The sequence below is a fragment of the Estrella lausannensis genome (genome assembly GCF_900000175.1).
Classification (GTDB): domain Bacteria; phylum Chlamydiota; class Chlamydiia; order Chlamydiales; family Criblamydiaceae; genus Estrella; species Estrella lausannensis.
Genome location: NZ_CWGJ01000006.1, coordinates 66,600 through 88,493, shown reverse-complemented (window position 1 = coordinate 88,493; position 21,894 = coordinate 66,600). Strand labels below are relative to the sequence as shown.

18 protein-coding genes are annotated in these 21,894 nt (G+C 48.4%); 17 read left to right on the top strand and 1 reads right to left on the bottom strand.

All coding sequences use genetic code 11. The annotated features are described in order from the left end of the window. Positions 1-24: 24 nt before the first annotated feature. The 16 genes from ELAC_RS02025 to yidD all read left to right on the top strand — a co-directional run bounded on the left by ELAC_RS02025 (position 25) and on the right by yidD (position 19,707). Complete coding sequence (locus ELAC_RS02025; protein WP_098037614.1) at positions 25-1,053, top strand: hypothetical protein; 1,029 nt, start codon at positions 25-27, stop codon at positions 1,051-1,053. A 106-nt stretch (positions 1,054-1,159) separates the two neighbouring features. After that, complete coding sequence (locus tag ELAC_RS02020; protein WP_098037613.1) at positions 1,160-2,008, top strand: hypothetical protein; 849 nt, start codon at positions 1,160-1,162, stop codon at positions 2,006-2,008. 241 nt (positions 2,009-2,249) lie between these two features. Next, positions 2,250-2,642, top strand: a complete 393-nt coding sequence (locus ELAC_RS02015) for a type III secretion system chaperone (protein WP_158227778.1) — start codon at positions 2,250-2,252, stop codon at positions 2,640-2,642. Positions 2,643-2,939: 297 nt separating this feature from the next. Then, positions 2,940-4,895 carry a type III secretion system inner membrane ring subunit SctD gene (gene sctD, locus ELAC_RS02010; protein ID WP_098037611.1) on the top strand — a complete coding sequence of 652 codons (1,956 nt, stop codon included), beginning with the start codon at positions 2,940-2,942 and terminating at the stop codon, positions 4,893-4,895. Positions 4,896-5,053: 158 nt separating this feature from the next. Then, positions 5,054-5,296 carry a DUF5398 family protein gene (locus ELAC_RS02005; RefSeq protein WP_098037610.1) on the top strand — a complete coding sequence of 81 codons (243 nt, stop codon included), beginning with the start codon at positions 5,054-5,056 and terminating at the stop codon, positions 5,294-5,296. A 181-nt stretch (positions 5,297-5,477) separates the two neighbouring features. After that, on the top strand, positions 5,478-5,795 hold the full coding sequence (locus tag ELAC_RS02000; protein ID WP_158227777.1) for a DUF5407 domain-containing protein: 318 nt from the start codon (positions 5,478-5,480) through the stop codon (positions 5,793-5,795). A gap of 168 nt (positions 5,796-5,963) precedes the next feature. Continuing rightward, the gene (locus ELAC_RS01995) at positions 5,964-6,428 is read left to right on the top strand and encodes a CdsG family type III secretion system protein (RefSeq protein WP_098037609.1); all 465 of its coding nucleotides are present in this window, start codon (positions 5,964-5,966) and stop codon (positions 6,426-6,428) included. Between the two features lie 29 nt (positions 6,429-6,457). Continuing rightward, complete coding sequence (locus ELAC_RS01990; protein ID WP_098037608.1) at positions 6,458-7,129, top strand: hypothetical protein; 672 nt, start codon at positions 6,458-6,460, stop codon at positions 7,127-7,129. Positions 7,130-7,248: 119 nt separating this feature from the next. Further along, positions 7,249-8,568, top strand: a complete 1,320-nt coding sequence (fliI, locus tag ELAC_RS01985; protein ID WP_098037607.1) for a flagellar protein export ATPase FliI — start codon at positions 7,249-7,251, stop codon at positions 8,566-8,568. 15 nt (positions 8,569-8,583) lie between these two features. Next, on the top strand, positions 8,584-9,087 hold the full coding sequence (locus tag ELAC_RS01980) for a type III secretion T3S chaperone (protein ID WP_239414317.1): 504 nt from the start codon (positions 8,584-8,586) through the stop codon (positions 9,085-9,087). A 75-nt stretch (positions 9,088-9,162) separates the two neighbouring features. After that, positions 9,163-10,323: a hypothetical protein gene (locus ELAC_RS01975; protein ID WP_098037606.1), complete on the top strand. Its 1,161-nt coding sequence runs from the start codon at positions 9,163-9,165 to the stop codon at positions 10,321-10,323. A gap of 273 nt (positions 10,324-10,596) precedes the next feature. Next, positions 10,597-12,084: a type III secretion system cytoplasmic ring protein SctQ gene (sctQ, locus tag ELAC_RS01970; RefSeq protein WP_143406412.1), complete on the top strand. Its 1,488-nt coding sequence runs from the start codon at positions 10,597-10,599 to the stop codon at positions 12,082-12,084. Positions 12,085-12,531: 447 nt separating this feature from the next. Continuing rightward, entirely contained in the window at positions 12,532-14,127 is a 1,596-nt protein-coding gene (locus tag ELAC_RS01965; protein WP_098037604.1) for a serine/threonine protein kinase, read from the top strand. An 800-nt stretch (positions 14,128-14,927) separates the two neighbouring features. Continuing rightward, complete coding sequence (locus tag ELAC_RS01960; protein ID WP_098037603.1) at positions 14,928-18,110, top strand: secretin N-terminal domain-containing protein; 3,183 nt, start codon at positions 14,928-14,930, stop codon at positions 18,108-18,110. 217 nt (positions 18,111-18,327) lie between these two features. Then, a complete protein-coding gene (locus ELAC_RS01955; protein ID WP_098037602.1) occupies positions 18,328-19,302 on the top strand; it encodes a hypothetical protein in 975 nt (324 codons plus the stop codon). Beyond that, positions 19,303-19,707 carry a membrane protein insertion efficiency factor YidD gene (gene yidD, locus ELAC_RS01950; RefSeq protein ID WP_239414315.1) on the top strand — a complete coding sequence of 135 codons (405 nt, stop codon included), beginning with the start codon at positions 19,303-19,305 and terminating at the stop codon, positions 19,705-19,707. A 12-nt stretch (positions 19,708-19,719) separates the two neighbouring features. Here yidD and ELAC_RS01945 read toward each other — a convergent pair whose 3' ends face one another. Continuing rightward, positions 19,720-20,862: a branched-chain amino acid transport system II carrier protein gene (locus ELAC_RS01945; RefSeq protein WP_098037601.1), complete on the bottom strand. Its 1,143-nt coding sequence runs from the start codon at positions 20,860-20,862 to the stop codon at positions 19,720-19,722. 631 nt (positions 20,863-21,493) lie between these two features. Between ELAC_RS01945 and ELAC_RS01940 the strand changes: the two genes are divergently transcribed. Then, positions 21,494-21,889, top strand: a complete 396-nt coding sequence (locus ELAC_RS01940; protein ID WP_098037600.1) for a hypothetical protein — start codon at positions 21,494-21,496, stop codon at positions 21,887-21,889. Positions 21,890-21,894: the final 5 nt, after the last annotated feature.

The following is a 21,894-nucleotide window of genomic DNA, read 5'->3' as shown; positions in this document are numbered from 1 at the left end:
GAGTGTAACTAAGGAGTGATCGTTATGAATCCATTAGGTGTCAATTCAAGCTTTATTCCCGGGCTGGCTCTGCCCGATGAACTTTTGATGCAAGGTCCTCAATTCACAGACGACTCGCTGATGGGACAGTACATGAGTGGCGGCGGGCTTGCCGACATTTTCAACAAAGATGTCCTCGAGAGCGCTAAAGAGGCAGTAGCTCTGCAGTATCAGTTTTTATTTGGAAATATGCAGTTTAACATCGACGTTCTGATCGTGCTCCCCGCTGACAGCCCGGTTCTTCCGGTGGGCGGCGCCACGCCGGGAGCCGTACCCGGGGTGGGAGGCGACCTTGGCGCAGCAGATATTGAAGCCGGTGCCTTGGCCCCTCAGGAAGCGGTCATGGGTAGCAGCTTAGAAGGAGGCCTAAACTCGTGGTTTTCCGTCAACATGCTCGTTGCCTTTACAGCCAACATGCTCACAATCCAAAGAGAGATGCTGTTCAGCAAACTCGCCGAGCTGGGGCAGGAGCTCATCGCGATGGAGATGATCATGGATTTTGCCCGCAACGTTGCGGACTGTATCATTAAAGCTGCAGAGAAACAGGCCGCAATGTACCAGATGCAGGCGATTGCCGGCATCCTTCAGGCCGTTGGCGGATTTGTCCAGATGGGGATGGCGGCCGGATCGGTCTATTGCAATATGAGAGCAAATCAATGGGAAACGCGCACCGACGGACAAATGACTCAATTTCAGACCGGCAACAAAAAACTCGATGGCTTTAACAGCTTTTGCAACAACGGCGGTGCAACGGCCTTGGGCAGCGTCTTTACCGGTATCGGCCAGGCAATCAGCGGCTTTGCCCAAGCAGCGCTTACTCTGCAGAAGGCGGAGTATGATTCCTGGAAGGAAGTCCAGCAAGCGCTCGGACAACTGTATCAACAAATACTGACGTCGTCAGCTGCCAGCCAGCAAGAACTGGAAGAGATGATCAAAAACACTTTGAAGAAACTGGAAGAGATCACGACAGCCAACAGAAAATCACAAGGCATCAGCCCGACGGCCCAAGCCTAAAACGACTGTTATTAATCCGTTCTCTGTTTCCAAAGGGAAGATATCGCACACTTGCAGCAGGGGACAAAAAACGGGAAACAAAGAGCAACAATCAAGGAGGATTGTGATGGGTGTTAATACTGAATTTACTGGAGGCAACAACATATTTGTCCCGCAGAACACGGAACAGGGTGCCCAAGTCCAGCAAGGAGTGGTTCAGGTAGCGGCGACCGTTGCCGACTCGATTACTTTCGCTGTCAGCGCAGGTCAGCTGAACCCAAGCCAGGAAACTTTGAACGGCCTCAACGCGGGCAACCCGGTGGTCGAGTTCGCAGTTGCTTATGACACCACGGGAGCTGTGTCATCCGCTCAGGTCAACATGTGGTTTTCGCCGAACATGATGGTGGCGCTATCGATCAACTTAACGGAAATGCAAAAGCAGCTGACCGAATCGCGTGCTGCCGAAATAGGAGCCAAAGTGGAGGCCATGAACATGATCTGGGATTTTTCCCAAAACATGGCGAATGCGATCATACAAGCCGGCCAGATAGAATCACAAATGCATATGATGGAAGGCGTTGCTGGCGTCATGACGGCAGCAGGCGGTGTGATGGGCGTTGGCCTCGCCGGTGCAAACGCACATGCAGTAGTTAACAGCACTCCTGGAAATACTAAATGGCCAGGTTTACAATCGTTTATGAGCAGTGGCGGCGGTACAGCGCTTAACTCTGTTATGAATGGGCTCGGACAAGCCGTGACAGGCTTTATAAAGTCATCGCTCGTGCTCGAAAAAGCGGAGTGGGAGGCCGAGAAAGAGATTCAGTCGGCCTTGAAGCAACTCTACTCACAGATCTTGTCATCTGCCCAGCAAAGCGATCAGGAGTTGCTTGAGCTTGTCAAAAAAGCGCTCGACATGATGAAACAGGTCTTTGAAGCCAACGCAAGGGCACACAACAGCTTCATGCCGAGAAGCTAATCTGTCCGAGGCTTAGAAATAGCATGGGAATTGATGAGCGGAGCGTTAAGCTCCGCTCTGGTTTCAAAAGTAAAGCGCGCTGAGTTTCAGCTTAGTGACTGTGAACGGATTCTGTCCTTTTAACAGTCTCGAAATTTGACAATTGAAGAATACAACAAGCTAAAATGCTGGTAGTGTTATACCGAAAAGAACTTAAAATTAAGTATGAGAGACAGTTTCAGAGCGATTAACGGAGATGGCTATGGCAAAAATCGACCAGCTGATGAAAAACTTCAGTAAAGAGATCGGCGCAGACCCCCCCATTCAGGCTAACGTGCCGGGTGTTTATGGATTTTCTGTAGGAGATGGCATTTCTGTCTCCGTAGTGGATAAAGGCGGCGAGGTAACGGTCTCGACTGCCTTCGGCCCCCTCCCCCGGCAAGAACAGGAAAAATTCTACACCACCCTCATGTCCGCTGATCTTTTTTTCCAAGACACCGACCGCTCCACTCTGGGTATTGATGAGAAAGGAGAGAAGCTCGTGATCAAAAAAGTGATCAACCACGAAATGGACGACAAGCAGTTCGCAGATGAGATGGAAGATTTCCTGAATACGGTGGACTTCTGGAAAAGCAAAATTCAGGAGTTCCGTTAACAGACTCGGACCCTAAGATCTTGGTGATGTAGAGAGAGCTTCCTGGGGGACATTTCAAGGGGGAAGATTTTTTCGACGGGTTTCCATAAACATTTGATCATTTCTTCCGGCTTAAAAGAGTGCCAAAAGCAATAAAGCCCACTGAATGAAAATCATATGAAATGGCATGGAATTCGCTTTAGAACAAGGCAATACGAGAGAATAATAACAGAGTTGTCTCAGAGAGTTTATCGCTAAATCAAAAACTCTTAAAGAGATTAGTAGACAAAGCAAAATGAATTGAACTGTTAGAGATATATGGCTAAACTTGTTGCAGAAGAAGGAAATCTGAAAGGGCTAATTCTCTCTTTAGAGAATGGTAAGGAGTGGGTGATCGGAAGAGATCCCGACACCTGCCAGCTTCTCATCGAAGATCCCGTTGCTTCGCGCAAGCACCTCATCGTGAGGGAAACAGACGAAGGGATATTTGTTGAGAACCTAAGCTCGACCAATCCGGTTGAAATCAACCAGGAAGAGGTCAAAGAACCCAGACTCTTAAAACACGGCGACACAGTAAAAATCGGAAGCGGCCTCTATCGTTTCTACATGGACACCGAAGCAATGGTCTACCCAGAATCTAATGATATAAGCAGCCAAGGTGCCGGCTTAGAAAAGCAAGCCAAACCGGAGGAAGAAGCGATGACAAATCCAAGCAACCAGTCGGACATCAATCCTGAAGGCGCACTCACAGACAGCGCGGCCACCTCCCTAGCCGGCGATCCGAAGGAAGGAGAGGCATACAATGCCGAAGAGGGCCTCAAGCACGACACCATTTTCGATGACAAATCAGAAGAAGAGGTGCTCGCAGCGATCGACTTCGACATTGTCGAAACAGGAAAATGGCTCCTCAAAGTAATTTCCGGCCCCAACAACGGTGCCGAATTCAACATGCAGACAGGAAAAACCTATATCGTCGGCACCGATGCCCAATCAGCGGACATCATCTTCCACGATACCAGTGTTTCGAGGCAGCATGCCAAAATCAGAGTCGCCGATGACGACTCCCTCTCAATAGAAGATATGGGCAGTAAAAACGGGACTTTGGTCGACGGAGCTAAGCTGCAAGCGAAAGGACCCCTCTCCCCCAATTCGGTCGTGACCCTTGGAACGACCTCGTTTGTCATCTTCGATCGAGAAGGAGAAATGCAAACAATCATCTCTCCTCTGCTTCCTTCGATTGTGAAGATGTTGCAGAAGGAAGAAGATAAAAAAGAAGAGAAGGAAAAAGAGAAGAAAGAGGAAAAGCCGGTCAAACCGCTTCCTCCACCCAAACCTCAAATTTCCATCGAGGACTTGAAGGAAAAAAATAAAACGACTCTGACGGCCTTTATCCTGATCGCAATTGTAACCGGCCTCTTCGGCCTGATGGCTGTAGGCGCCCTCTCCCTCTTTAGGAGCGAGCCTGTACAGGTGCAGGAAGTGGTGGAAGCCGAATCGATGCTGAAAGACGCCATGTCGCCCTTCCCCGAAGTGCAATTCTCCTATAACAAGGCAAACAACACGATACTCCTGATCGGACACGTCCTCACCGACAACCAAAAAAAGCAGCTTCTCTATAATTTACAGGGCCTCTCGTTCATTAAGAATATTGACGACTCCGGTATTATTATCGACGAGCTCGTCTGGCGGGACATCAACCCGATGATCGCAAGAAATCCGAAATGGCGCGGCATCAGCATCCAGGCAACAACACCCGGGAACTTCCAGATCACCGGCTACTTGAAATCGCGCAAAGATTTAGAGGAACTGACCGAATACTTAAGTTCCAACTTTGTCTACCTGGACAACTTGGAAAATAAGGTCTTTGTCGAGGAGGATGTCGTGAGCTCTTTGAAGACGAGACTTCAGGCTCAGGGAATTAAAAACCTACGTATCGAACTCTCCAACGGCGATCTCTCCATCAGGGGCGCTCTCCCCCAAGGAAAGCAGGCTGAGTTCAAAGAAATCATTACCGAATACTCCAAGCTCCCCGGTATCCGCTCATTCCAGGATTTCGTGACCGAATCGGAGCCGGAACGCTCGATGATCGATGTGACCGACCGCTATGAGGTCTCCGGGATCTCAAGGAGCGGGGGTGCAAACTTAAGCGTTGTCGTCGATGGCCGCATCCTCTCGAAAGGCGATATTTTAGATGGCATGCGCGTTACAGAGATCACACCCAAAGCGATCTTGCTAGAGAAAGATGGGGTGAAATACCGTATTGAACTACGCTAAGAAAAGCAGTGGTAGAACTAGCTGAGGCTATCTTTACAGTATCTTAATAAACGAAAATATAGTGCCACAGTTTATTGATTAAATAAATTTGTTATGCTATAATATGACTATAGAAAGGAATCCATCTTCTATAGACCTTTCAACAGAGTGAGAGTGGTATGTTCGGTTTAGAACAAAATAAAAAGAAAAAATCGGAAGACGACTTCATCTTTGACTTAGAGAGGGATATGTCCTCTCTCAACCGTCAAAGAGAGTTTAAGAAGAGCGTCGAAGAAAAGGTTTTGAAGATTAAACAAGTTCTAAGAAGCGGGGAAAACAAAGAGCAGTTCGACCAGTTTGGCGAACTACTCCACGGCTATGCTTCGCTGCTTAAAGTAATCGGCAGGATTAAGGCCTCGTAGTTTAAAGGCTTTATGATCGCCTTGATAAGATAAGAAAAGGCAGGAGCCTTTTCTAGTTAAAGTTCAGGTCGAAAGACTCCGAACGTTAAGGGCGGCTTCTAAAGCGCCTGGCACAGGAAATGGAATTTCCAGTAGGAACTCTTTCGATGGATCATAGTAATATTTCAGGGAGGAACTTACTATGCCAGCAGGACCATATAGCCCAGGAAACATAGACAACTCGGATCACTCGGGTGATCTTAATTACTTTACTGGTGACAAGCCTATCCAGGCAGGTTTTAGCGTACACACGCTGTTCCACGTTGTGCACGACGCAACATTAAGCGCCAAGGCAAAGCTAGTCCAGATTAAATCGAGACGTAGCGCTATCAGTATTGGCGACATGTTCGAGATGCAAATGTTGATGAACCACTTATCACAGCTCTCGGAGATGTCCACTGCGGTCGTCGCAGCGGCAAACTCGGCAATCATGTCGATGGCAAGGAACGTCAAAGGATAAGGTTTTATCTACCGCTTTGGCAGGGGCTTTTTTCAGGCTCCTGCCAGAGGTTGTATACTTGGGAAGTGCCCCGCCTTCGAAAAATGGGTTTTTGCGAACTTTGTGTCGATTTTGTAGAGTGAAATTCAAGTTCGATAAGCGAACTGAAACCAAAGAAAGGGAAACGAGATGGCGACGGGAAAAGTTGAAGACTTTCAAGATGACTTTGCACTTCTGATAGAAGCCGGTTTCATTGCGGTGAAGCAGCTCGATGAAACGTCGGCGGGCAGGATATTCAAGGCTGCGCAAGTACTGAACAAAGACAGCCAGGCGCCTCAGATAGGGCTCGGCTATATCGCTTTAAATAAACTTGAGATCAAGGAAGCGACAAAAATCTTTGAAGAGGTGCTTAAAAAGGAGCCCGACAATTATCTGGCAAAGACATTCTTAGGCATTTGCTTTCTTCTTACCAAGCCGAAGAGGGAGCGCGGCGAGGAGCTAATCAAGGAAGCTGTTTCAAAGAGCGATGATCCCACAGTGAAAAGCTTGGGAAAAATATCGTTGGAGTGGGCAGACAAAGACTTACAAAAGAGCAAATCGCCCTTCCTCTCAGGAGCGTCGAACTCCGAGGGAAGCGGCAAAAACAAGGACTAGTTTTTAATAACCCATAATAATGGTTGCATATGGCAGCAGAAGAAATAGAAAGTATAAGCAAGGTAACGCTGGATAGCCCGTCGGCAGTTAAAGGGCCTACCCAGATTGTTGAGAGAGTGGCTCCGAATAAAGAGCACTTTGACAGGGCGCTCGGCTTTGAGCCCAAGCAGCAGGTTCTGCAGTCCCCTGCCGAAGCAAAAGCTTCGCTATTGGACGAGATCCGCACCCTGAACCGCAACGTAGAGCAAGCCCATAAGGCCAATCCTGAGCACCTCGCTCAGAAAGCCAAGGACTTGGTTGCGCAGATTGATGAGATCAAATCCAAGCTGGAGACGCCCAATCTTAAGATCAAGGGTTCTGTGCAGCGTATCTTGAGAAACAAGCTGGATCATATCGATGAGAGTTTAAAGACTGCGCTTGACAAGGCCGGTATTGAAATAAAACCTCTTGAGAAGATCGACCTGTCGGTGAGCACGCCGATAGAGAGATTCTTAGGGATGCTGACCAACGGCCAGGAGCAGCTGAAGACGCTCGGCACCGAGGTGCAGAATTATCACCTCAACGGCAAAGATCTCTCTCCAGCTACCATGCTGACTGTTCAGATCAAAGTAGGCCAGATACAGCAAGAGATCGAGCTTTTCTCAAGCCTTTTGAACAAAGCGCTTGAGTCGGTCAAAACGATCATGAACATCCAAGTCTAACGATACATGTCCTTAAGGGGCTCTCTTAGCCCCTTGGGACCTGTCGTTTACAACGCGCTTTTTTTTTGTCCTAAGCGAAAGAATGACAACCGACCCCAGATAAAAAGCAAAGGAAAGCTATGACAGGATTCGACGATCAATTCGAAAAGGTCTTAGGCGGCTTGGAAGAGCTGGAACTAACGACCGTCAACGGACGCATCACTGAGATTGTCGGGATGCTGATCAAAGCCATTGTTCCCAACGTCAAAATCGGCGAAGTCTGTCTTGTCAAACGCGACGGCGAGCCGCTGCGCTGCGAGGTAGTCGGCTTCACCCGCGACGAAGTCTTTCTCTCTCCCCTAGGGGATATGAGCGGCGTCGGCCCTTCTTCGGAAGTAATACCAACTAGGCTCCCCCTGCACATCAAAGTGGGTCCCAAACTCTTAGGCCGCGTACTCAATGGCCTTGGAGAGCCCTTGGACACCAAGACCAAAGGGCCCCTGGAAACGGATGAAATCTATCCGGTCATCCAAAACCCCCCTGACCCCTTGAAAAGGCAGAGAATCAGCGAACCGATCTCGGTGGGCGTACGAGCCATCGATGGCCCGCTGACCGTTGGTAAAGGCCAGAGGGTCGGTATATTTGCCGCGGCAGGTGGAGGTAAGTCAACCCTTCTTGGCATGATCGCGAGGAACGCGAGAGCCGACATCAACGTCATCAGTCTGATCGGTGAGCGCGGAAGGGAGCTTAGAGATTTTATAGAAAAGGACTTAGGACCAGAAGGACTGAAGAGGTCCGTTGTAATCGTATCCACGTCCGATCAAGCGTCGCAGCTGCGTCTTAACGCCGCCTATTGTGCGACGGCGATCGCCGAATACTTCAGGGACCAGGGCAAATCTGTCATCTTGATGATGGACTCCGTCACCCGTTTCGCAAGAGCCCTCCGCGAAGTGGGCCTTGCTGCAGGCGAGCCCCCCGCAAGAGCCGGTTACACACCCTCTGTCTTTTCCACTCTCCCTAAACTGCTGGAGAGGGCAGGCAACTCAGACGTCGGATCGATCACAGCTTTTTACACTGTCTTGGTTGCCGGCGATGACATGAACGAACCGGTTTCCGACGAGACCAGGTCCATTTTGGACGGTCACATCATTTTGTCGGCAGACCTGGCAAGAAAATACCACTATCCGGCCATCGATGTCCTTTCATCTGCAAGCCGTGTCATCACATCGATTGTGCCGCAAGAGCACCTGCAACTGGTCGGTAAGCTGAAAGAGGTACTGGCCAACTACAAAAAGAACGAACTGCTGATTAAGATTGGCGAATACAAGCGCGGCGCCGACAAAGCCGGTGATTTCGCCATTGATCACATCGACAAGGTGAACAATTTCTTAAAGCAAGGCACGGAGGAGAAGTGCTCCTTTGAAGAGACGGTGCAGCTCTTGCGCTCCGTCTTCAAATAACAAGAGGGGGTTCTTATGATGAAGATGCCCGCATACCCGCTCTTGGAAGTGATGAATATCAAAAAGAGGCGGGTTGATGATCAGGAAAGGGTCGTTAAAGAAAAAAAAGCCAAACTTGACCTGGAGACGCAGAAGCTTAAGGAAAGAGAAGCTGATAGAGACAAAGTCTTGAAGCACCACAACGACAAGCTTGAGCAGCTCCGCCATGAGCTTGACACTGGCACGACCACTGAAAAAATCAAGATGATGAAAGTCTACCTCAAAGAGGTAAAAGAGAAGTTAAAAATAGAAGAAAAAAAGGTTAAAGAGCAAAAAGACCAGGTGGAGCTGGCGGCAAAGGATCTTGACGTAGCTGAAAAAGAGCTAAAGAAACGGCGTCAAGACGTCGACAAGCTCAATGTCCATCGGGCTGACTGGGAAAAAGAGATCAAACTGGAAATGGAAATGAAAGAACTGGATCAGCAAGATGAGATGGGCAACGTCATCTTCTTGAAGAGGGTGCGGGAATCGAATCGTTAAGATCCCCCCTCGACTCAAGCATCCAGCCTTGAACATTTGCTCTCAATCCCTTTAAGAAAGGGAAGGAGAATTCGCATGATTCCTGATAGCTTTTACAAAATCAACGCCGACGCCAAGTCCAATGGACTGGCGGGGCTTGGAAAAGAGGAGAGGCGCCTGCAGGCCAGGCAAAACGCCTCGCCTGAGAAGAAGAAAAGTTTCGACCGCGTGATGTCGAATAAAGAACGTGGAGAGAGAAACGACGATCCGGATCAAAAAAAAGTGAACGGAGAAGATCTCTTGACGGAAGCTGGCGAAGAGCAGCTCGCCTTGAAAAAAAGAGAGGGACTTTTGACTAAAAAAGGTCCTCAACCTCTCTTGGATCCCCTCTTTAACCAGGCTCCTTCGGTCGCCAAAGACTCTAAGGTCGCCCCTAAGTTGGGTAAAGAAAAGCCCGCAGCACCTCCCGAAGAGCCCTGGAGTGAACCTTACGTTGAAAAGCTTCCTGAAGAAGCGGCTTTAGTCAAGGGCATCCTGGGCAAAGAATCAAGAGGCGCTCTCCTGTCTGAAGGAGAAGAGCCTAAACTTCAAGAGTTGCCGGACTCCCCCGCTATGCTCTTTGGCAAAATGGCCAAAGACAGCAGGGAAGCGCCTGTAAAACCGATGCAATTCTTCAAGGAGACCCTGGGCAAATACATTCCCGCCAGGGAAGATATCGAAATTTTCTTGCCCAAGCAAAAAGAGAGTGGGTTCTCCTTAGCCCCAGTCAAGAGCCGTGACGAAGATATTGCTCTCATTAATCTCGCGGTCATTGCGCTCGGCCCGGGCGATACACTGGTCTCGGCCAGTACGCTAAAACCGGTAGCTAAAGTCCCTCAAGTGATCATGGACGTCGTGGAAAAGATCACCAATGAGGTGAAACACGATATTACAAAGACAACGATCGTCTTGAAGGATGCCGGCATATTCACCGGCGTCGAAGTCACGGTTACCTCTTTCAAGACAGCCAGATCCGAAATCAACATCCAGTTTTCCAACATGACGCAAGAGGCTAAAAATGTGTTGGAAACAAACCTGGATGCATTGAAACAAGCCCTTGACCAAAAAGGGTACACGGTGCATATGATTGCTGCTACCACCTTAAAAGATGAGACGGTTTACGGCAGCAGCAGTAACATCAATAAAGAAAGGGAAAACTCTCAGCAGCAAGGCCGCGGCCAGCGTGAAAAAAAACAAGATGAGGAAGAAGACGCTTAAAACGTGTTGATACCTAAAAAACAACCGTTTAGCACTCTTTCCTATCAACGCTGGAGATGAAATTAAACCTATTTCTTGATCCTCTCTGCCCGTTTCCGCTAAGATGGTGAATATAAACAAGTGCCAAGCTTCATACATCCGTTAAGGGTGCAAACCGCCCCGGATATGAAGACCTTAGAACTAAGGGGCTACTGTTGGATTAGGAATGGCCGTAGCTTTTTTTGACTGCAGTGTGAAGCCCGTTCGCTTAAAACACTAAGGCAAAAAGCCCATTTGCTCCGCTGTCTAAATGGACGGGATCAAGTTCAAGACCACCTCCTGATTCAGCTAAGACCCCTGCAATACGGAAGCGAGAGCAGAATGCCAAGTCCTCAAGCGACTGCCCTGTCATGGGTCAAGTCAATGCCCAGGTCTCTTTTTCTTTGGGATCAGATCCCGTTGCACGGCGAACTGCCGCCGTTCCCCCTGAAACAATTCGCCGACTTGCTCAAAGGCTCTTTGGGACTTAAGTCGTTTGACATCAAGCACGAAATAGTTTCCTGGACTCAGGGAAGTGAACTTCTGCAGGGCATACCCAATCCCACCCTCCTGGCGCTCTCGGTTCCAGGAATCGGAGGCGTGTTCTTCTTAGCGATCCCCACCCATACGCTGGAAAAACTTGCAGCTTTCCTGCTGATAGGAGAAGGCAATCCGGAGAAAAAACTGGACAAGGACATTGAGCAGGGATTTATCCGTTTTTTGACAAATGAAGCTCTCTACTGCCTTCAAAACAGCGGTCTTTCCGAAAAACTGATGCCCGTTCTGCTCGAATCAGCACCGGCTTTGCCCAAAGAGGCGGGCCTCGTCATGGATGTGGAGCTTACAATCCAAGACAGCACCCACCCCGCCCGATTAATCTTCACCAAAGAGTTTCAAACATCCCTAGCAGAAGAGTTTCAACCTCAGCTGCAAGATCTCTATCTTCACTCACCGGTTTCCGAAAAAATCGATATTGCCATGAGCCTGGAAGCGACACGTTTTCGGATGAAGAAAAGTGAATTTGAGTCGGTTTCTCCAGGAGATTTCCTTGTCTTAAGCAAATGTCCAGTCGACCCGGTCACGAAAACCGGACCTGTTCTTTTAAAAGTGTTCGATATGCCCTTCTTCACAGGCCAATTAAATGATGGAAAAATAACCCTTGCGGAAGTTGCGCAATTTTACGAGGCGGAATCAGACATGCAATCAGACGAAAATCCCGGAAAAGACGAGTTCGAAGAATCGGAAATAAGAGACGAAGAACTTGAAGAGTTTGAAGAACTTGAGGAGTTCAGCGAAGAGGAACTCAGCGAACTTGACGAGGCAAAAGAAGAGATTGGTGAAGAAGTTTCCGAAGAGGAACTGGCAGAGGCCGCCGCCAGCGCTCAAGAGCCTCCCGAACCAGCTCACTCCCCCGTCGAGGCAGAAGAGACCCAAACCGAATCGGAGCCCACTAAAGAAGAAGCTCACGCACCCCTGCCGGAAACACCCGCTACTCCTAAGACCGCGAGAGAGATTTTCTCCGCCGGTGAAGTTCCTCTTTCCATCTCCGTTGAGCTGGGACGGGTCAATATTTCCCTCAAAAAATTGATGGAACTCTCTCCCGGCAATGTACTGGAGCTTACCTCCAAGCCGGCAGATGGCGTGGACCTGGTACTCAATGGGAAGAAAGTCGCTAAAGGCGAACTTCTTCAAATTGGAGACGTCTTAGGGATTCGCATTATGGATATCGGCCATCACGATTAAGGGATACCCCTAGAGCCCTTGGCTTTATGGAGCAGATACCGAAGGGAGCCAAAATTTGGTTTTTGACAAAGAGAAAACTCCCCACGATTGAAAGATTACAACTCACCTAACACTAGAACTCTTTCGATCTCGAAGCTTTCTCAAACCCACATTTTGAGGTGCTTTCGGTATGGAGCCCATCTTAAAACTCAAATATGTAAGCTTTGCTTGCCGGATTTGATTTTTAGTACAAGCTTTTAGAGTCTGTACGAAAACTGAAATCGCATGATTTGTTTGCTGAATTGGCCTATAATGCCCGAAAAAATTTTCAGAACATTGGATTAATATGCTGAATTTTTTTTCAGGCCTTATAGGCCAATTGAGCAGCAAAGCATACTAATTTCAGTTTGTGGATAGCTCCTAAATTTTAAGTTCCGACATCCTACTGATGAGCTAAAAGATCGTACTATGGCGGATGAAGATTTTTACAGGAAAACAACACTAGCAGATGAGGGTGAACCACAAGACGCTCCCTTACCCCCGCCCGTCACCCCTCAATTTATCGGTCCCTACAAGATAGAAAGCCTGCTGGAAAAAGGCGGAATGAGCATTCTATACCTTGGAAGCAGGCCCGGGACTTCCGAACCGACCACAATCAAAGTTCTCTCCCCCAAATATTTGTCACGCGATGATGTAATACAAAGATTTTTACACGAAGCGGAGATCATCGCCCTGGCAGACCATCCCAACATCGTCAAACTCTTCGGATACGGTGAATGGGAAGGGGGCCTCTATATCGCCATGGAGTTCATCGAGGGAATTTCTCTCAGGCAACATCTTCTACGCCACCCCATTTCCTTAAAGCAGGCAATCGAAATCATTATCGATATCGCCTATGCCCTATGCCATTTGCATACTCATGGAGTGATCCACAGGGATTTGAAACCGGAAAACATACTACTCACCGAAGGTGGGGCCATCAAAGTGATCGATTTTGGCATCGCCCAAATCCTTGAAAAGCCGAAGGAAGACTCCGCACCGGAGCACCCCAAAGTCATCGGCACGCCTATCTATATGAGTCCAGAGCAAAAAGAGAAGCCCGAAGAAGTATCCTACGCATCAGACATTTACTCACTCGGCATCATTGCCTACGAGCTAATTCTGGGAAAGCTGTGCCACGGAAGAATCCACTTGTCACTAATGCCAAAGGGCGTTCAAAAAATATTAAGCAAAGCTCTCCAACCTGACCAGAAAAACAGATATCAAGACATTGTCGACCTGATAGGAGACCTCTCCAATTACCTCCACTCATCTAACCTGCAAAAAGACAGTATGCCCTCTGACAGGCTTAAAGAGATGGCGGACGGTGTAAATTTGGCCTTTCAGAATCTCTGTCCGGCATCCCCTCCGCTCTGGCACGGATTAGAATTTCAACATGGCTACCATCGTGGCGACCTTTTCTGCACGCTGTGGTATGATTTCATAATCCATAAAAACCAAACCAAATCTGTAATAACCTTCGAATCAGGCGACTCTTCAATCGAAGGAACCATATACACCGCAGTCATCCGCGGCATTATCAAATCCAAAGTCTCGTCCAGCGAATCAGCCGAGAGCCTCCTCCTGGATTTGAGCCGAATGCTAATGACAGACCAGCTTCCGAAGGGTGTACAGATCAACCTCCTGAATTTAAATCCCGCCCAAGAGACCCTGACTTTCTTCTCGACACATGGCAACTCCCTATGGATCTTCAGAAAAGGGCATAACACCCCGGAGATCCTGTCTACACTGCCCCAATTAATCGGCAAGGAAGAAAACCCATCGTTCACGCACGCAAAGACTGCCTGGTCAAAAGGAGATACGCTTTATCTTTTCTCCTCATCCCCTGAGACCCTGCCCGATCCAGGCGAGGATTCCCGGATAACGATTCTGAAAAAGATTATCGAGTGTAAAGACCTGCCCCTCAAAGAGGCAGTAGCTCAAGTGCTAAACAGAATTAAGAGGTCCCCAACCTCTCTCTTCAAAAGTAAAAACTGCTACCTGGCCGGAATTCAAAAACTGTAGCTCTAAGAGACTGTCCTCAAACTGAAATCGCATGATTTGTTTGCCGAAAGCATCTCAAAATTTGAGAAGCTTTCTCAAAGCCAAAACCTCCAATTTTTAAACACTTTCGGTATATTATAACTCAGATCCCACTCATTTCAGCTTTAAGACGGACTAAGCTGATAGCTTAATTGACGGCACGCCCCAGTAAGCTGTTAGAAGTGCATACACTCTCCTCATAAAAAATTCCAATTCGGAGTCTGCTTCGGCAAAATCGGCACGTATCGATCCATCGTATAAAAATAGCTTGAAATAGCAAAACCTTTGCTTTATACCCATGTAATTTAAAAAACCCGGACAGCGCCTAATATTCTCAAAGATATGCTGATGGGGAACAAGATACGAGCGAATGCGATTTACAGGGATCCATTTCACCTTTTTGACGCTCTGAAAAATATCTTAGATTCCTTAGACCAGCCGGGTGATGGATTGCTAAACATACGCTCTGATTTTTCTTCCGACCAGAGTGGTAAGTGAAAAAATACAGGCAGCAAAAAGTTAAGAGACAGTCTCTAAATATAGACACAAATTTTATTGAAGCAGATTCAGAGATCGATAACGAAAAATCTTAAAACTGTTTACAATAGTTTATGCAAAGTAGTCACATGTAACTGTCAGAGGGATATCCCGGCTTAAGATGCTGCTGACGGAAGGAAAAATATCTTACCTTCCTTTCCGCATCCTCTCTTAAGCAGGCTTCTGCCTGTAGCATATGCTATTTTGCCTGTGCCAACACTCTATTTACAAACGCATGGTATTACATGAAGCGCATCCAATTCATCGGCCGTAGATACTCAACTTACCTGATCGTCACATGTCTCACGACAACAGCACTCTTCGCAGAGCAGAGTCCTTGGCAAGCAAAGACGCAGAAGAGCTCTAGCCAAGAGCAGCTCTACTCAGTGGATCCGGAAGACAATACTGTCTTGACTCCCTCCACAAAGAACACGGGGGCCACTCTGAACGATTTCAAAAATTACAAAGACTCTGCAGAAATCGATTGGGATAACATCGACACCTCCAGCCTGGATCGCGTTTTCGATTCAAGCAGCATTCCTGTTGAGAAAAGCACAACCCTTCCCAAATCCAAGCCGGAATCGAAATCTAAGGGAGCCGAAAAAATCTCCTTCAAAAAACCACTGCAGGAAGACAGTTTCTTCCAAGGGCTGATCGCAGAGGAAAACAATGAGGGCGATGAAGAGAGGCAGAACGGCGCAAAGCCTGCCTCCAAAGAAGAGGTTTTAGAAGCGACCAAAGGACCAAAATCCTTTATTTCCAAAGGAAAAGTCTCTCGCCTGAATCAAGACAAGCTTCTCGCTGAAATCCAAGAAGGCTCCAAAGCGCCTCCGAAAGAAGAGCAGACAATTCTTATCAACTTCAACAACGTCAGCATCATCGAGTATATCCGCTTCATCAGCCGTGTCTCGAACAAAAACTTTATCTTTTCAGACGAAGATCTTCAGTTTACCGTGACCATCGTTTCCGAGGAGCCTACGACACTAGACAACGTCTTGATGGCCCTTTTTCAAGAGCTGAACATCCGAAACCTGCATATCATCGAAGAGGGAAACACCTTCATGATCCACCGGTCTGATGGAACAAGAGCTCCTGGAAAGGTCGTTTCAGATGCCTATCCGGAGCAGGGAAAAAAAAAGGGTGATCTGATCACTCGCGTTTTCCGCTTGAACATCTCGGACGCCTCATCTGTATCGGCAATGATCAAACCGATGCTTTCCGATAAGGCAATAATCCAGGTTATCTCGGATACAAACCACATTGTCGTCACTGACATCGCCTCCAACATCGAAAAGGTCATGAAGCTGATCAAGAGCGTCGATGCGCCAAATAGCAGCATGGTCATAGGTCAATATGTAGTCAGAAACGCCTATCTTGATGATCTGATCAAAAACGCTGAACAGATCATGACCTCGATTGCAAGAGGACAGCCTATCACCTTCGTCGCCCACGGTCCTTCCAACAGTATTTTCATTATCGCGGCTCCCTTCTTAGTCGAAAGAGCAATCCCCATCCTGCAAAGACTCGATCAAAACGACGGTACGACAGGGATTTTCGATTTAAACGAGCTGAAATACGTCCCCCCCTCCACACAGCAAGAGATCGAAGAACTGGAAAGAGCTAAAGAAAGAGCTCAGGAAAGAGCGAGGATCCAAAGAGAGGCAGGAAGAGAAGAAGGGGTTGAAGGCAGAGGAGATTTGCTGCCGGGCCAAGGCTTTGAAGAGATGCCTTTCGAAGGAGGGCCGCAAGAAGAGGTCAGGGTTTCTCCGGATGGCTCCTATAAAATCTTACCCGATGGCACCAGAGTCTACCAGGCTCCCTCACAACAAGGTTTTTGGAAACTTGATGCCAATGGCAACTGGCAATATAACCCCGTAGAAAGAGCCCAGCCGGGCGAGCCCCTCCAAAGAGAGGAGCCGACGAGACCTCCTGAAGGGTACTGGAAGCAAGACTTCCAAAATCAGTGGGAGTTCATCAAAGGAACACCCCCACCTGAGGTCCGAAAACAGATCCGAGAAAATAAGCTCGAGCAGCCCGAAGGGCGCTGGGACTACGGTTCCGACAGCAAATGGCGCTTCCTGTTAAGACCGGGTGCTTCCATCTTTGCCGGCAAGAAAATACGCGCTTCCCAGCTCGACACTTCGCTTCCCCTTGGAGACATCGAGCGAACAAAATTCTATATCCATAAGCTGCAGTTTAGAAAAGGGGACTCCATCCAAGAAGCCCTGCAGCAAATTGGCACCAGCCTTTCCAATACACAGGCAATCAACCAGGATCTGATTAACGCCATCGAATCCGTCCAATGGCTTGAACCATCGAACTCGCTGATCGTTACGGGTACCCCAGGGGCTATCCTGAAAGTGAAAGAGCTGGTCGACGAGATCGACAGGCCGTTAAGACAAGTCTTTATTGAAATGCTTGTTCTGGACCTCGCCATCGATGACGCCATGGATCTTGGCGTAACATGGGCCAACAAGTTCGGTGGTGGCGACACTGCCGGAGCGCAAGCCTTTATCGCAGGTGCGACCCCGGTTGCGACAATGCTGGCCACTTCAGGTGTTGATAGGACAGCTGCCGTCGCCGCGGCTGCTGCCTCCAGAATACCCGATGCAACGGCGGCGATCGGTATTGGGGGTTACAACTTGGGCATCGTCGGCCAGAAGATCTCTTCCGGCGGCACTGAGTTTGCCAGCATCTCGGCATTCTTGAAGGCAACGCACGATAAAACCAATGTCAACGTTGTCTTAAACCCCAAGATCATCACAGAGGATAACCTGCCCGCCGAGATCTTCGTCGGAGAAAACACACCCTTTAAAACGCAGTCGATCGCCAACGATGAAGGTTCCACCATCACCAGCAACTTTGAGTTTAAAGATGTTGGCGCGACCATGAAGGTGACCCCCTTCCTTGGCAACAGCAACATCATTACGATGGAGATCGAGTACGAACAGAGCAGCATCATCCCCGGAACCAACACGAGCGGGGGTACCTCCAACGACCCGATCGGTCCAAGCACCAGAATCACCAGAACAAAAACAAGAATCCACATGCCCGATGGCTACTTCCTAGTCCTCAGCGGCATGATCTCCACCAGGGAAGAACGTGGAAGAAGACATGTTCCCTGCCTTGGAGGAGCTCCTCTGATTGGTGCCGCCTTCACGGACAAAACCTACAAAGATGAAAAGCGTAACCTGATGATCTTCATCAGACCGCAAATCATCGACACGGAAGTGCAGATGGATGAGCTGACAGATCACCAGCAAAACATTTTCTTAGTCAAGTCTCGAACCAAAAAGATGTGGAAGCTTGATTGCGAAGAGACAATGGATTGGCTGAACGTGATCCAGACAGACCCGAACAACAACGAGAACGAGTGCTGCCAAGAAAACGACATCTATCCGCAGCGGCACAGAAAGATGTGCAGATAACATCTCCATACTGTCCAAGGGGGCCAAAAGCCCCCTTTTATATTAAGGCGAATGTCTGCTACCTTTACTTCTTAGAGACTGTCCACAAACTCAAATCATGCGATTTCAGTTTGTGGACAGTTTCTTACTTGTGGACAGTCTATTAAAGACCCATTACTTAATTGACGCACTTTCTCATCACATGAAAAAATACCTATACCCATTTTCTTCAAAGAGCATGCAGGTAGCCCCAGGCAGCTTTCTCCAAAGATTCCTTTTTCTTATCGCACTTTCATGCCTCATTTCGGGCTGCTCCCCCAAAAGAGCGGACTTTGAGCCCAAAGTCGTCTACATTCCGGTAGAAAGGGATTTTAGCCGCACACCCTCGGCATTTCCTCCACTAACCGACGAAGAGATGCAAGAGCCCTGGGCAAGCGAACTGCATGCTGGCCGGTGCTTTGCAAAAGAGCTGGATCTCTACCGGGCAATCACCTCCTTCAAGAAGGCTCGCTTCCTCATCCCGGCATACAACACAGCGCGCATCTTGGAAATCGAGTTTTGCATCATGGAAAGCTACTTTCTCGCTGCCCGCTATGTCGATGTGATCAACCAGTTTGAGATGGGAAGGCTCAAAGAAGCCAACCCGGAGACATTCCCCCCCTTCAGGGATTTGCTCATCATCTTGTGGGAAAGCTATCGGAAAATCGGCGAGTGCGAAAAGGCAGACAGAATCTCTGAACTAATTGAGAAGCATGAGTGCGAACTTAAACTTAACCTAGATCTATACCTCAACCTTTCCAGCGGTGATTTGCACTGCGCCAGACTTCTTGCCCAAGGAACCGAAAAAGAGCCCGCCATCGCAGGTCTTGCCTGCTGTTTTTGCGAGCATGCAAAATCGGTAAAGAGGGCAGAAATCCTAAACGCCTGCTTCCCCGGCGCCGGCTACTGGTACGTGGGCGAGAAAAAAGCTGCCGTCACCTCACTGCTCATCAATGCCCTTTTTGGCTTTGCAGCCTACCGTTTCTTTGAAAAGGGCTATACCGCCGCGGGATTGATCACACTCAGCCTTGAGACAGGATGGTACTTCGGCGGCATCAACGGCGCAGCCTTAGAGGCAAAGTACCACAACGAAAGGCTTTACCAGCAAAATGCCGAATGTGTGATGAACGATTTACGACTGTTCCCCGCATTGATGCTGGACTGGAATTTTTAGATGGTTGGGGCTTTTCGCGCACAGCTTTTGATGCTATTGATCCTGTTGATACCCGCCCACTCAAGGGCGGGCCTGCAGCTGCTTCCTTGGGGTAAAGATAGCGAACTGGCTGCCCCGCCGCGCAACGAGTGTAAAAGAAGCAGCTGCCCAACTCCCCTCTTCGGAGCCTTCGCCGAGTCTGCCATCCAGTTTCACCAAGACATCATCTCGCCGGCGGACGGACCGCGCAGCCACTTTTATCCCAGCAGCTCCCAATATACGTTGGAGGCGATGCGAAAATATGGCTTCTTTCAGGGGTTTATCATGGGCTGCGACCGTCTGATGCGCGAAAATGACGACCCGTGGATCTACAAGACTTATACCCTGCCTCACGGGGAAGAGATCAAATACAATCCCGTCCCCTAAGAGCGCTTTCCACTACATCAACAGGCTGTAGATTGAACTGACCGTCAATACACAGTAAAAAGGAATTCTAACCTCGATTTGCATCCCGAAGCTTTTGCAGATATTCAAAACTGTCAGTACGAAAAGCGCCGGATAGAGCGCTACTAACAGAGGAGTTAACAGCGTGCGAATCCCGCTGAATTCAAGCGTTGCAAAAAGGAATGTCGCAAAGCAGGTGATCAGAAGAGATGTCTCGTAGCGCAATTTTCCCTTGGTAAGCGTATTGGTGAGAAAATCGGCGAATACTAAGGAGATCGCTACCGCTGTGGTAAGGCATGCAAGAGCGATGATCAAGCAGAGGACAAAACTGCCCTGCGTTCCCAAAATGGTATACGCTACCGAATGCATGAGATCTTCGAGCCCGACAGCGCCGATTCCCTCCTTCGAGAAGGCGGCGATCAGACAAAACCCGATATAGGTCAGCGAAAGGAGTATAGCACCAATCAGGCAGCTTAAAAACAGCTTAAGTCCCTGATTAGGGCAGCCTTCTTTCCGGATAGCGCCAATGATGACGGGCGCGAAGAAAAAAGAGCTGATCAGATCCATCGTCCCATACCCCTCTTTTAACCCCGTCATAAATGACGAAAAACGCGTTCCATTCATCTCCATCGGTCCACCCTGATAAAGGCCTTTGGCAATCAAAACCGCCAAAGACAGCAAGAGGATGGGCGTTAAATAGGCACCAATAATCGAAATAAATTTCTTTTTGGGCAGAGTCAAAAGGAAAATGAGGATGCAGGAGATCAAAGAAAAGGGAGCTATCCCAATAAAATCGGGTAAATGCGGCTTAATTGTCGCATAGGAGAGAGCGATACACCGCGGTATGGCACCGCATGGGCCAAGCACGCCCAAGATGAAAAAAGAGATAATTAACCCCTCTTTTTTACCTAGCGTATCAAAAAAATTTTGAGTTTCTCCCTGGTAGCGATAGACCCCAACGAGGCCAAGAAAGGGAAGCAGTACCGCGCTGATTAGAAGCCCGCCAATGGCAAATGCGGCCCCTCCCTGAACTTCATAACCGAGAGCCAGGGGAAAAATAGCGTTGCCGGCACCGAAAAACATCGAAAACATCGCAAACCCGGTCGCGATGGTCTGAAAAAATGATTGGGTCTTCATGGTCGTCCTAAAATGAAGTTTAATACTAAAATCCCCCGGTTGCCTCAGGAGAGGAGTAAAAGTTATATAATCGGTTCCGTCCTCAGAAGAGCTCTCTTGGGCTTTTTCTGACGGTTAAAAATGGGATGTGGACAGGGGGTTATGATTTGCGCGCGAGGCGCACGACGACGACCACAGCTTTCTGAGACAGAAGCTGACCGGTTACTACAACGGATGTGAGGTGATCAAAATGATCCATACTTTCCGTAACAATTTAAAGACAGAACCATTTTAAACAATAGATTATTTGTTTTCAAGCATTTCGAATAACATTTGACTTTTCCCGGCAATTCCTCTTTGTTTAAGAGACTACCCGTAACTACCAGTCAGTATGCTTTACTACTATACCGAAAGTGTCTCAAAGGTTGGCTTTCTCAAAGCCCTCATGCCAAGTTTTGAGATAATTTCGGTATGTACCGAAAGTGTCTCAAGATCCCGGATTTTGAGACAATTTCCGTATCCGTTTCTGTCAATTTTCAGGAAGGATTAGGAGGCCGGCAAAAGAGGAAAAAATGATCCCCGCCACCACGCGCCCTTTCGTGAAAATCACATCTTTAAGAGGACTGGGAGTGAAAATCATCAGGAGGATTTTATGGCACTCAATATCTCTGCAATCGACGGGCTTCAGTTTGCGACGCTCAGCCACGACCTGATCGCATCCGCAATCGATCAGATCGAAAGCAAAGGAGGACTGATCGTCTCTGCGGATCTTCTATTCGAAGGCAAACACAAGATTGGATGGTGGAATGGCCAAGACAGCCTCACTATCGATAAATACCAATTGGAAGAGCTCATCAAACTGCTCTCCCAAAACGGCATCAGGATAGCGCAAGGTATTCCATCAGGAGCGACCCGGTTGAGGATCAAACTTGAAAAAATGACAAGATATACCCCTTTGACCTATAAGACCGCCTCTTTTGGGGAGACTCTCTACGAGGGAGAAAATAAGGGCAAGCGCACCTCCAGAAACGGATACAGCCTTCTATAAGGTGG

Bases quoted from the DNA above. Each gene is read 5' to 3' on its own strand.
- sctD (WP_098037611.1), top strand. From the start codon at position 2,940: ATGGCTAAACTTGTTGCAGAAGAAGGAAATCTGAAAGGGCTAATTCTC.
- fliI (WP_098037607.1), top strand. From the start codon at position 7,249: ATGACAGGATTCGACGATCAATTCGAAAAGGTCTTAGGCGGCTTGGAA.
- ELAC_RS02025 (WP_098037614.1), top strand. From the start codon at position 25: ATGAATCCATTAGGTGTCAATTCAAGCTTTATTCCCGGGCTGGCTCTG.
- ELAC_RS01995 (WP_098037609.1), top strand. From the start codon at position 5,964: ATGGCGACGGGAAAAGTTGAAGACTTTCAAGATGACTTTGCACTTCTG.
- ELAC_RS02020 (WP_098037613.1), top strand. From the start codon at position 1,160: ATGGGTGTTAATACTGAATTTACTGGAGGCAACAACATATTTGTCCCG.
- ELAC_RS01965 (WP_098037604.1), top strand. From the start codon at position 12,532: ATGGCGGATGAAGATTTTTACAGGAAAACAACACTAGCAGATGAGGGT.
- ELAC_RS01975 (WP_098037606.1), top strand. From the start codon at position 9,163: ATGATTCCTGATAGCTTTTACAAAATCAACGCCGACGCCAAGTCCAAT.
- ELAC_RS01955 (WP_098037602.1), top strand. From the start codon at position 18,328: ATGCAGGTAGCCCCAGGCAGCTTTCTCCAAAGATTCCTTTTTCTTATC.
- ELAC_RS01960 (WP_098037603.1), top strand. From the start codon at position 14,928: ATGAAGCGCATCCAATTCATCGGCCGTAGATACTCAACTTACCTGATC.
- ELAC_RS02000 (WP_158227777.1), top strand. From the start codon at position 5,478: ATGCCAGCAGGACCATATAGCCCAGGAAACATAGACAACTCGGATCAC.
- ELAC_RS01990 (WP_098037608.1), top strand. From the start codon at position 6,458: ATGGCAGCAGAAGAAATAGAAAGTATAAGCAAGGTAACGCTGGATAGC.
- yidD (WP_239414315.1), top strand. From the start codon at position 19,303: ATGGTTGGGGCTTTTCGCGCACAGCTTTTGATGCTATTGATCCTGTTG.
- ELAC_RS01980 (WP_239414317.1), top strand. From the start codon at position 8,584: ATGATGAAGATGCCCGCATACCCGCTCTTGGAAGTGATGAATATCAAA.
- ELAC_RS01940 (WP_098037600.1), top strand. From the start codon at position 21,494: ATGGCACTCAATATCTCTGCAATCGACGGGCTTCAGTTTGCGACGCTC.
- ELAC_RS01945 (WP_098037601.1), bottom strand. From the start codon at position 20,862: ATGAAGACCCAATCATTTTTTCAGACCATCGCGACCGGGTTTGCGATG.
- ELAC_RS02005 (WP_098037610.1), top strand. From the start codon at position 5,054: ATGTTCGGTTTAGAACAAAATAAAAAGAAAAAATCGGAAGACGACTTC.
- ELAC_RS02015 (WP_158227778.1), top strand. From the start codon at position 2,250: ATGGCAAAAATCGACCAGCTGATGAAAAACTTCAGTAAAGAGATCGGC.